We start from the raw sequence: 10087 nt of genomic DNA, 5'->3' as shown, positions 1-10087 counted from the left end.
ATTGCGCCCGGTCGCGACGTGCCGACGACACAACCGGGGGGTAAATGGTACCTCGTCAATGGCAGTTCCTATGCGGTCGCGCATGTCAGCGGGCTGATCGCGCTGGTGCGCCAGTCCAGCGGTCGCGCGACACGGATCGCGCTGAACCGCATGGCGGGCGGCGCGATCGACGCCTGCGCGACCCTGGTCGGGACATCGCCGGCCTGTGATTGCTCGTGCGCGATCGACCACCGGCTCGCGGGACGGCGCTAGCGCCCGACGCCTTGGTGCGCTGGCCGCCCTGTCGCTTTCGTCCTTCGCCGCAACCCCCGCATTCGCCCAGGTCAGCGGCAGCGTCGACATCGAGAGCGATTATCGCCTGCGCGGCTATTCACTCAGCGCCGGGCGGCCGGTGGCGACCGCGCAGATCGGCTATGACGACGACAGCGGGGTCTATCTCAACCTGTCCGCCACGGGCGAGATCGGCCATGACGATCCGCTGTTCCTCGGGGTTCAGGGCAATATCGGCTATGTCCGCAGGCTGAACCAGAAGCTGTCGATCGACGCCGGCGTGACGCGTAGCCAATATCGCGCTCCCGATCGCAAAAGTCGCGCGCACGATTATACCGAAATCTATCTCGGCCTAGCCTCCGATCCGTTTTCGGCGCGCGTTTATTATTCACCCGATTATTATCAGTCCGGTGTTTCGACGCTTTACGGTGAGGTCGAAGCCACGATCAGGCCGGCGGAGCACTGGCGACTCACTGGCCATCTGGGGTCGCTCGTCTATCTCACGACGCCGGCGCGATATATTCCTGGCCGCGAGGCACGGTATGACTGGCGCGCGGGCGTGTCGCGCGAACTCGGGAATTTCGACCTCCATGCCGCGCTGTCGGGCGGGGGGCCGGGAAAGGAATATTATTCCGGCGAGCTCCACAGCAAACTCGCCCTGACCGCGGGGGCAAGCTGGAGTTTCTGACACGCGGCTTAAACCTTTAGTGGCCCGGGCGGCATCAACCTTCCTGAAACCAGCTGGAAGGATCGGGCCCATGGGTGTTCGCATGACGATGATGTTCAGGATGGCGCGGGTCGGCGCTGCGCTCGGCGCGCTGTCGGTGACGGTTGCCGCCACCTCACAGACGGCGCCGAAGCAATATACTGTGGTCATGGCGAACATGAATTACGGCGCGCTGCCCGGCGGCGCCAAGGTCGGCGACACGATCGTCTGGGTCAATCGCGACTCCGTCCCGCATACGGTGACCGCACGCGACCACAGCTTCGACCTGCGCATCGCACCGGGGCAGAGCGGGCGGATGACGCTGCAGAAAGCCGGCACCATCCCATTCTATTGCATCTTCCATTCGATGATGCGCGGCACGCTGAAGGTCGCGGCCAAATGATCAGCCCTGTCTGACCACCATCACCTGGCCCCAAGGCAATTCGATCACGGTGTCGAGGCGGTCGGCGAAGAACGCCCCGAACACCTCGCGCACGTCGCGATCGGCATAATCGTCGCCGATCAGAATCCCGCCCGGCACCAGCCGCGGATGGAAGAAGTCGAGCGCGTCGCGCGTGGCGCCAGGCAGGTCGAGGTCGAGATGGACGAACGCGAAGCGCTCGTCGGCGACGACATAAGCGGTTTCCGGGAAGACGCCGGCGTGGACATGCACGCCGGGATAGGGAGCGAGCAGCGTTTCGACCGCCGATCGTCGGCCATGCGTCGTCCTGAAATGGTCGCGCACCGTCGCCGCGTCGCCGCTCGCGGTGGCGGCGTCGCTGGCTTGCAGCGTCTCGAACACGTCGAACAGATGGAGGGGTGTATCGCCCTTGGCGTGGCAGATCAGCCGCGCGCTACCACCCTGGAAGACGCCGACCTCGGCCATCGCCCCGTCGAGCCGTCGCGCGGCGCGCACCGCGATCAGGATCTGCAATGCCGCCGCGTCGCTCAACAGCATCGGCACCAGCCGCCGCGTCGCGCGGATCAGCGGCAGTTCGGCCTCCCAGCCCGCGCCAAGCGGCGCCATGATCGCGCCGCGCGAGGCGACGAGCGTGCGTAGCGCCCGCCCCGGCAGGCCGCGCCAGCCTTGCCGAGGCGTCATGGCCGGACCGGGGCCGGCGCCGCGCGTAGCATCATCATCGCGGCGATCGCGAACAGCGCGCCGAGCAGGGGCGTCCGCAGTGGATAGTCGACCAGGCTCGACGCCATCAGGATGACCGTCATGCCGATCGCGGCAATGCCTAGCGTCCGACGCGTCACCGACTCGCGCGTCCGCACGACGGCGACCGCGGTGCGCGCCCACCACCAAACGAACAAGCCGAGCAGCACCAGCGCGGGCACGCCGCCCTCGATCGCGAGCTGCAGCGGCTCGTTATGCGCCTGGTTCATATAGATGGTCGACAGCAAGGCATCGGGCTCGAAGCGGCGATAGACGTCGCTGAACGACCCGAAACCGGCGCCCCAGGGCAGGAACGCGCGTGCCGTGTCGAGCAACGGCCCGACCATTGCGGTACGGCTTTCGCTCGCGGCGTCGGTATGCATCAGCCGATCGACCGCGCCGCTGCGCATGGCGGCGGCAGCGGTGGTTGCTGTCGCTCCGATCAGCGCCGCGGCGACGCCCGCCCAGTGCAGGCGGCGAACCGGCACCAGCCGCTGGCCTGTCGCGGCATAGGCCCACAGGCCGGCACCGAGTCCGATCGTGGCGAGCAACAGGCCCATCCGCGATCCCGTGGCGATGCCGCCGAACAGCAACAGGGCGACCGCGATCAATGTGGCGCCGGCCACCACGCGCGGCCGGCCGCCCCGTCGCAACAACAGACCCGCCAATGCGCCGGCAAACGGCAACGCGCAGGCCATCAACGCGGCCTGGTGATTGCGGTTGGCGAACAGCCCGATCGGGGCATTTTCGCTGCTTTCGCGATAGAAATGCAGTGCGTCGCCGCCGGGGGCGAGCTGGATCGCCCCGGCGAGTGCGCTGACCAACGCGATCGTGACCACGGCCCAGGCGAGCCATAGTCGCGAGCGGCTGTCGCAATACAGGCAGGCGAGCGTTGCCGCGGTCGCCGGCAGCAGCGCACCGAGCGTGTTGATCGTGAGGTCGGGAGTCAGGCTGAGCGGCCGCCAGCGCACTGCCCCGCTCGCCACGGCGATCCGCGCATAAATGTCGTGCCCGGGCAGCATTGCCCAGAGCGACGGCGGCAACGGGATCAGCTGGATCAGGACCAGGCCGTAAGCCGCGGCGATCATGGCCAGCAGCCATTTGCATCGCCGCAGGGTTTCGATCTCGAGCGGCCACAAGGTCGCGACGATCGAGGCGATGGCGGCGAGGCGAGCCAGCATCTGCTGGTCCTCATCGTATCGCGACGCGCCCCCCAGCGCGGCGAGCGCCACCAGCAGCGCGATAGCGACAATCAGGCGATAGCGCTGCCCGTATCGGCTAGCGGCTCTCTGTGTGGCCAATGCCTGCCCCTCGCGATGGGAATAGCGGCGCGACGGCCGCTATTCCCGACCACCCGCTGGAGATTGTTTACGAGCTGGCGGGCTTGCTGCCGTTGTGCCCTAGCGCAACCGCGGCGACCACGACCACCGCGATGGCGAGGCCGGCATAAAGAAAACCCGACCCACCGCCGCTCGCTTTGTTGCCCTTAACCTTGGCGCCCGCGCGGGCGTCCTTGTTGGCGAGCGACAGCTTGGCCGCCGGATTGGCGGGCGATGCCGCGGCGATGGTCGGAACGGCGATCAGCGAAAGGGCCGCGGTGGCGGCGATGACGTTGCTCAGGCGCATTGATGCACACCCCTTTTCTGCGCGGCTCGCCCAACGCGAACCAATCGTCAGTGCCGTCGTGGGTGGGCAGGGTTCAACGCCGCCGTGCAAAAATCCGCACGTTGAACCCCGTCCGTCGCACCGGGAACAGATGGGCAGCAATTGGGGTGAAAAGGGTGCGTCTCATCAGCAACCGGTCTTTTCTGGGGCGGCCCGCATGTCGGCGTTGAGCGCACGCGACGGATATCGGCGATGGGCGCCGATTTATGCGCGCGAGACGGCGATCAGCCTGCTCGAGGATCAACTCGTCGCGCCGATCAGCCCGCCGCTTGCCGACAAGCGCCTGCTCGACGTCGGCTGCGGGGTCGGCCGTCGCCTGATCGACTGCGGCGCGGCCGAGGCGGTCGGGATCGACCTTAGTCCCGAAATGCTCGACGCCGGGATCGGACGCGGCGCGGTCATGCCGGGCGTCCGGACACTGGTCGGCGACGTCCGCCATTTGCCCTTTCCGGATCGCTATTTCGACGTGGTCTGGTGCCGGCTGGTGCTGGGGCATTTGCCGGTGATCGACCGCGCTTATGCCGAGCTGGCACGCGTCACCGCGCCGGGCGGGATGATCCTGGTCAGCGATTTCCATGCTGAGGCGCATGCCGCCGGGCACCGCCGCACCTTCCGCGATGATGAAGGCGTGCACGAGGTCGAGCATCACGTCCACGATCTGTCGGCACATGCCGGCGCGGCGCGTGCCGTCGGGCTTGTGCCGGTGGCGACACGTGAAGCGGTGATCGGTCCCGCCGTCCAGCCGCTCTACGAAGCCGCCGGGCGCGGCGCACTGTATCGCGAGCATCTCGACCTCCCGGTCGTGCTCGCGCTCGCTTTTCGGCGGGAGGGCTGAGGATGCGGATGCTGGTCAACGCTCGCAACCGCGCCGTCGCGATCGAGGGCGAGCGCATCGTCGCGGCGGAAGGGCGGTTCGACATCGTCCTCGATTGCCCCGACGCTGAGGTGCGGCCGGGCCTGATCAACGCGCACGATCATCTCCACCGCAACCATTACGGGCGGCTGGGGCGGCCCGGTTATGGCAATGCCTATCAATGGGCCCGCGACATTCAGACGCGCTATCGCCGTCGCATCGCACATGGCCGCGCACGGCCGCGGCGAGAGGCGTTGCTGGGGGGGGCGTGGAAGAATCTGTTCGCGGGCGTCACGTCGGTCGTCCATCACGACGCGTGGGAAGAAGCGTTCGACCGCGATTTCCCGATCCGCGTGGTGCCGCTCGCCAGCGCGGATTCGCTCGGCATGACTCCCGACCTGGACGGCGTCGGGGAGGGCGAGCGGTTCGGCCTGCACCTGGCCGAAGGCGTCGATGAGGCCGCCGCCGACGAAGTCCGGGCAATCGCGGCGAAGGGGCTGCTCACGCGCGACCTGATCGCGGTGCACGGCGTCGGCATGGATTCCGATGGCGTAGCCCGGTTCCGGGCGTCGGGCGCGGCGCTTGTCTGGTGCCCGAGTTCCAACCTTTTCCTGTTCGGCCGCACCGCGCCGGCAGCGTTACTCGACGATGGGATCGACGTGCTGCTCGGCAGCGATTCGCTGCTGACCGGGGCGGGCGATCTGCTCGACGAACTGGCCTGCGCGCGCGCTATCGGCGGATTGAGCGACGAGCGGCTCGAAGGCGCGGTCGGCGCGGTCGCAGCCGCCCGGCTTGGTCTCGATCCGCCGGCGCTCGATCCGGGTGGCCGCGCCGATCTGATCCTGCTGCGCCGTCCGCTGGTCGAGGCGCGTGCGGTGGATGTGCTGCTCGTCGTCGCCAACGGGGTGGTGCGGGTGGCGTGCCCCGACCTTGCGCCTCGTCTCGGCAGCCACGCCGATCACGGCGCCGAAATGACCATCGGCACGGTGGTGCGCTGGACCAACGCACGCACCCCAGAACCGACATCCGGGAGGTATTGATGAAGTTTGTTGCGTTCCGCCTTGGCTCGGCCAGCGCGTTTGTCCTGGCGGCGATGACGGTGGTCCCCGCTGCCGCGCAGACCGCGCCCGATCCTAACGCCGCCCCAGCGTCGGCCCCGACTGCGACGCCTGCGCCGTCGACAACTCCCGTCCCGACACCGCAGGATGTGCCCGCCGACAGCGCGACTAATGCGCCCGCGGACGGCACCCAACCGGTCACTGCGACCGATGCGGCGGCACCGCCGCCCGATGCCGTGCCGTCGATGCCGCGCACCGACATATTGTCGAAGAATACGATCTCGATCCTGCTCGACGCACGGCTCGCGCTCGCCAATGGCGAGAAGTCGTTCACGAACGGCGGCCTGGGCAAGACGCGGTTCCAGGGGACGCAGAATGGCGACTATCGCGCTTATGCCGTGCCGGTCGAAGCCGATCTGATCTGGCTGCCGCGCTTCACGCCTTCGCTCAGCGCCAACGTTTCGGGTGCGTGGCAGCGCGATCAGGAAAACAAGTTCGACCTGATCGAGGCGTTCGTGAACTTTCTGCCCCAGCAATCGGGCAAAATCGGGTTCCAGGCGCGCGCCGGATTGATGTGGCCCGAAATCTCGCTCGAACATTCGACCGGCGGTGCGTGGAGCGTGGTCAACACGATCACGCCCTCGACGATCAATTCCTGGGTCGGCGAGGAAGTGAAGGTCCTGGGCGTCGAGGGCTCCTTGCGCGCCAGCCTGGGCCAGCACGAATTGTCGTTCACCGGCGGGGTGTTCGCGGGCAACGATACGTCGGGCACCTTGCTGTCGTTCCGCGGCTGGGCGCTGCATGACGAGAAAGCGACCGGCTTCGGCCATTTCCCGCTGCCGCCGCTCAATTCATTCATCAAGCTGTTGCAGGAAGACCGAACGCGCTCGACGATCGAACTCGACAACCGTCCCGGCTTCTATGCTCGGCTCGACTGGCGGCCGCCCTGGCCGTTCGGCGTGGCGCTGTTCTATTACGACAATCGCGGCAATCCGGAGGCGTTCAAGCCGACCGGGCAATGGGGCTGGCGCACGCGCTTCTGGAACCTGGGGATCAACGCCGATCTCGGCGCCAATACCAAGCTGCTGATCCAGGGCATGAGCGGCTCGACGATCATGGGGTTCGAGGAGAACGGCGTTCCCTGGGTCCACACCTATTTCAATTCGGCCTATGCGATGGTGACGCGGCGGATCGGCGACAAGCTCGCGATCAGCGCGCGGGTCGAGGCGTTCAACACGCGCGAACATGGCAGCGAGATGTCGCCGCTCGACAATGAGGACGGCTGGTCCACCACCGTCGCCGCGCGCTACACTCTGACCAGCCGGGTGACGGTCCTTGCCGAAGCGCTCAACGTTCGCAGCAAGCGCGGCGTCCGCGCCACCGATCTCGGGATCAACCCGTTCCAGGCGCAGACCGTGTTCCAGCTCGCGTTGAGGATCCATCTGTGACCGCGCGCGCGACCCTGGCGCTCGTCGCGAGCGCGCTGGTGCTGGCGGGATGCTCCAACGGCCCACGGCTCGGCGAGACGTCCGAGCCGATGGCGGTGACCGCGCTCAAGGACCTGCCCCCGCCGGGCGGTGCCGATCTTGTCGCCGGGACGACACCGTATCGCGTCGGTCCGCTCGACAAGCTCAACATCGCGGTGTTCGGTGTGCCCGAGCTCAGTGGCACGTTCCAGACCGATGCCGCCGGGCATCTCTCGATGCCGCTGGTCGGCGAGATCGACGCTTCAGGCCAGACGCCCAAGGAGCTCGCGCTGGCGATCGATAAGCGGCTGCGCGGAATCTATGTCCGCGACCCGCAAGTGACGGTGAACCTGGAGGAGACGACCAGCCAGGTCTTCACCGTCGACGGCCAGGTCACCCAACCAGGCAGCTATCCGGCGATCGGCAACATCACGCTGATGCGCGCGGTCGCGACCGCCAAGGGGGTCGGCGAATTCGCCCGGATGGACGACGTCGTCGTGTTCCGCACGGTCGAGGGCAAGCCGCTCGCCGCGCTCTACAATCTCGGCGCGATCCGGCGCGGGCTGTACCCCGATCCCAAGATCTACGCCAACGACGTGATCATCGTCGGCGATTCGAACGCGCGGCGGATGTTCCAGAAATTCCTCCAGGTGGCGCCGCTGCTGACGACGCCACTGATCCTCGGGCTGGAGCGCATACGGTGATGGATTCGATTTCGCCCCGAATGCTGGGCCAGGTCCAGCTGCTGACCGGCGCAGGGGATGGCGGCCCGCCCGCCGCGCAACGCACGCCGCCGCTGCGCCGACTGATCCGCGCGGTAACGCGCTGGCGGTGGGTGCTGCTGGGTGGCGTCGGGGCGGGCGCGCTCGCCGGGCTGCTGGTCACGTCGGTGATGACGCGCCAGTACAGCTCGACCGCGCGGCTGGAGATTTCGCGCGATACCGCGCGCGTCACCAATATCGACAGCGTCGAACGCGACGTCAGCATCGGCGACCAGGAATTCTATCAGACGCAATATGGCCTGCTCCAGACCAAGGAGCTGTCCGAACGCGTCGCGCGCGATCTCGGCGCGGTCGAAAATCGCGATTTCTTCAAGCTGTTCGGCCGCGATGATCTGTTCGACGGCAACGCTGTGGACGTGAACAGCCCGGCGAGGCGTACCAAGCGCGTCGAGGTGGCGGGGCGGATTCTGCTCGACCATGTCGGGATCGCGCCGGTGCGCGGATCGCGGCTGGTCGACGTCACCGCGGAGACGCCCGACCCCTTCTGGTCGCAGCGGATCGCGCAGACGTGGAGCAAGGATTTCATCGACGGCAATCTCGAACGCCGGTTCGCGGCGTCGGATTATGCCCGGCAATTCCTCGAAACGCGGCTCGAGCAATTGCGCCAGAAACTCGAGGAATCAGAGCGTCAGGCGGTGGGTTATGCCTCTAGCCAAGGGATCATCAACCTGCCGGCGGCGAGTTCGGGCAAGGATGGCGCCGGAAGCGCGGTCGGCGGCGACCGCTCGTTGCTGACCGACGACATCACCACGCTCAATGCAGCGCTCGCCACCGCAACCGCCGAACGGATCGAGGCGCAGGCGCGGCTCGCCGCGGCGCGCCAGCCGGGATCGAGCAGCGAGGCGCTGGGGAGTCAGGCGATCGGCGATCTTCGCCAGAAACGCGCCGAGGCCGCGTCCGAATATGCCAAATTGCTGTCGCAGTTCGAACCCAAATACCCGCCGGCCAAAGCGCTCGAATCGCAAGTCCAGGTGCTCGATTCCGCGATCGCGGCCGAAGAGGGGCGCGTGCGCACATCGCTGCAACAATCCTATGCCTCGGCATTGGGCCGCGAACGCGCGCTGCAAGCGCGGGTCGAAGCGCTCAAGGGCAACCTCACCGACCTCCGCCAGCGCAGCATCCAGTACAATATCTTCCAGCGCGATGCCGACACCAACCGCGAACTCTATAGCGCGCTGCTGCAACGCTATAAGGAGATCGGCGTCGCCGGCGGGATCGAGAATAACAATATCGCGGTGGTCGACGCCGCCAAATTGCCCGACCGGCCGTCGCGGCCCAGCCTGATGATCAACCTGTTGCTATCGATCCTCGCGGGTGGGCTGGCCGGCGTCGCGCTAGCCGCCGCGCTCGAACAGATCGACGAAGGGATCGGCGATCCGGGCGAAGCGCAGGAGAAACTCGGCCTGCCGTTGCTCGGCACCTTGCCCAAGGTGAAGAGCGGGGGACCGCTGGACGCGCTCGAGGACCCGCGCTCGCCGTTGGTCGAAGCCTATCTGGCGGTCCAGGCCAATCTCGAACTGTCGACGGCGCGCGGCACGCCACGGTCGCTCGCGGTCACCAGCACGCGGCCGCGCGAGGGCAAGTCGACCACCGCGACCGCACTCGCCCAGTCGCTGGCGCGCGCGCATCGCAAAGTCGTGCTGGTCGATGCCGATTTGCGCTCACCGTCAGTCCACTCCGCGTTCGGGGTCGCAAACGAGGCCGGGGTCAGCAACTTCCTGGCCGGCAGCGACGATCTCGACGCTTCGATTCACGCCACCAGCCACGAAGGCTTGAGCGTGATGCCGGCGGGGCCGCCGCCGCCCAACGCCGCCGATCTGTTGACCGGCGAGCGGCTGCGAGTGCTGATCGAACGGCTGCAGGAGCGGTTCGACCATGTCATCGTCGACTCGCCGCCGGTGATCGGACTGGCCGATGCACCGCTGGTCGCCTCGGCCGTGGAGGCAGTTATCTTCGTCGTCGAGGCGCGTTCGACCCAGGCGGGCGTGGTGCGCAACGCGCTCAACCGCCTGGCGACCGCGCACGCCAATGTGCTCGGCGCCGTCCTCACCAAGTTCGAGGCGAAGCGCGCGCATCTCGGGTACGGCTACGGATACGGCTATGAATATGGCTATGGCCGCTAGGTCGA

10 protein-coding genes and 1 pseudogene are annotated in these 10087 nt (G+C 67.4%); 8 read left to right on the top strand and 3 right to left on the bottom strand.

Annotated features, from left to right (window positions below; genetic code table 11):
* The 3 genes and pseudogenes from AC1DSD_RS20835 to AC1DSD_RS20825 form a co-directional block, all read left to right on the top strand.
* Nucleotides 1-252 (top strand): annotated as a pseudogene (locus tag AC1DSD_RS20835) (S8 family peptidase); the annotation flags it as partial.
* Complete coding sequence (locus AC1DSD_RS20830) at nucleotides 206-958, top strand: TorF family putative porin (RefSeq protein ID WP_478032771.1); 753 nt, start codon at nucleotides 206-208, stop codon at nucleotides 956-958. The pseudogene AC1DSD_RS20835 and the gene AC1DSD_RS20830, both read left to right, overlap by 47 nt.
* A 70-nt stretch (nucleotides 959-1028) precedes the next feature.
* The gene (locus AC1DSD_RS20825) at nucleotides 1029-1379 is read left to right on the top strand and encodes a cupredoxin domain-containing protein (RefSeq protein ID WP_478032769.1); all 351 of its coding nucleotides are present in this window, start codon (nucleotides 1029-1031) and stop codon (nucleotides 1377-1379) included.
* On the opposite strand, the gene AC1DSD_RS20820 is transcribed toward AC1DSD_RS20825, so the two are convergent.
* The 3 genes from AC1DSD_RS20820 to AC1DSD_RS20810 form a co-directional block, all read right to left on the bottom strand.
* Nucleotides 1380-2078 carry a TylF/MycF/NovP-related O-methyltransferase gene (locus AC1DSD_RS20820; protein WP_478032768.1) on the bottom strand — a complete coding sequence of 233 codons (699 nt, stop codon included), beginning with the start codon at nucleotides 2076-2078 and terminating at the stop codon, nucleotides 1380-1382. It lies immediately after the preceding gene.
* A complete protein-coding gene (locus AC1DSD_RS20815) occupies nucleotides 2075-3436 on the bottom strand; it encodes an O-antigen ligase family protein (protein WP_478032767.1) in 1362 nt (453 codons plus the stop codon). The genes AC1DSD_RS20820 and AC1DSD_RS20815 overlap by 4 nt, the downstream gene beginning before the upstream one ends.
* A 67-nt stretch (nucleotides 3437-3503) precedes the next feature.
* Complete coding sequence (locus tag AC1DSD_RS20810) at nucleotides 3504-3761, bottom strand: hypothetical protein (protein WP_478032765.1); 258 nt, start codon at nucleotides 3759-3761, stop codon at nucleotides 3504-3506.
* Nucleotides 3762-3957: 196 nt separating this feature from the next.
* On the opposite strand from AC1DSD_RS20810, the gene AC1DSD_RS20805 reads away from it, so the two are divergent.
* Genes AC1DSD_RS20805 through AC1DSD_RS20785 form a run of 5 tightly spaced genes read left to right on the top strand, consistent with a single transcriptional unit; the run spans nucleotide 3958 to nucleotide 10082 of the window.
* Nucleotides 3958-4635: a class I SAM-dependent methyltransferase gene (locus AC1DSD_RS20805; protein ID WP_478032764.1), complete on the top strand. Its 678-nt coding sequence runs from the start codon at nucleotides 3958-3960 to the stop codon at nucleotides 4633-4635.
* Nucleotides 4636-4637: 2 nt separating this feature from the next.
* Entirely contained in the window at nucleotides 4638-5693 is a 1056-nt protein-coding gene (locus AC1DSD_RS20800; protein WP_478032763.1) for an amidohydrolase family protein, read from the top strand.
* A complete protein-coding gene (locus AC1DSD_RS20795) occupies nucleotides 5693-7159 on the top strand; it encodes a hypothetical protein (RefSeq protein ID WP_478032761.1) in 1467 nt (488 codons plus the stop codon). Before AC1DSD_RS20800 ends, AC1DSD_RS20795 begins: the two co-directional genes overlap by 1 nt.
* Nucleotides 7156-7881: a polysaccharide biosynthesis/export family protein gene (locus tag AC1DSD_RS20790; RefSeq protein ID WP_478032760.1), complete on the top strand. Its 726-nt coding sequence runs from the start codon at nucleotides 7156-7158 to the stop codon at nucleotides 7879-7881. The genes AC1DSD_RS20795 and AC1DSD_RS20790 overlap by 4 nt, the downstream gene beginning before the upstream one ends.
* Complete coding sequence (locus AC1DSD_RS20785) at nucleotides 7881-10082, top strand: GumC family protein (RefSeq protein ID WP_478032774.1); 2202 nt, start codon at nucleotides 7881-7883, stop codon at nucleotides 10080-10082. The genes AC1DSD_RS20790 and AC1DSD_RS20785 overlap by 1 nt, the downstream gene beginning before the upstream one ends.
* Nucleotides 10083-10087: the final 5 nt, after the last annotated feature.

Source organism: Sphingomonas sp. P4_D12 (assembly GCF_056401895.1).
Note: the sequence above shows the minus strand (reverse complement) of the source record. Positions and strands in the feature narration are given on the sequence as shown.

What these genes read in the sequence shown, in the direction of transcription:
- AC1DSD_RS20825 (WP_478032769.1), top strand. Translation starts at nt 1,029, where the DNA reads ATGGGTGTTCGCATGACGATGATGTTCAGGATGGCGCGGGTCGGCGCT.
- AC1DSD_RS20820 (WP_478032768.1), bottom strand. Translation starts at nt 2,078, where the DNA reads ATGACGCCTCGGCAAGGCTGGCGCGGCCTGCCGGGGCGGGCGCTACGC.
- AC1DSD_RS20810 (WP_478032765.1), bottom strand. Translation starts at nt 3,761, where the DNA reads ATGCGCCTGAGCAACGTCATCGCCGCCACCGCGGCCCTTTCGCTGATC.
- AC1DSD_RS20805 (WP_478032764.1), top strand. Translation starts at nt 3,958, where the DNA reads ATGTCGGCGTTGAGCGCACGCGACGGATATCGGCGATGGGCGCCGATT.
- AC1DSD_RS20800 (WP_478032763.1), top strand. Translation starts at nt 4,638, where the DNA reads ATGCGGATGCTGGTCAACGCTCGCAACCGCGCCGTCGCGATCGAGGGC.
- AC1DSD_RS20795 (WP_478032761.1), top strand. Translation starts at nt 5,693, where the DNA reads ATGAAGTTTGTTGCGTTCCGCCTTGGCTCGGCCAGCGCGTTTGTCCTG.
- AC1DSD_RS20785 (WP_478032774.1), top strand. Translation starts at nt 7,881, where the DNA reads ATGGATTCGATTTCGCCCCGAATGCTGGGCCAGGTCCAGCTGCTGACC.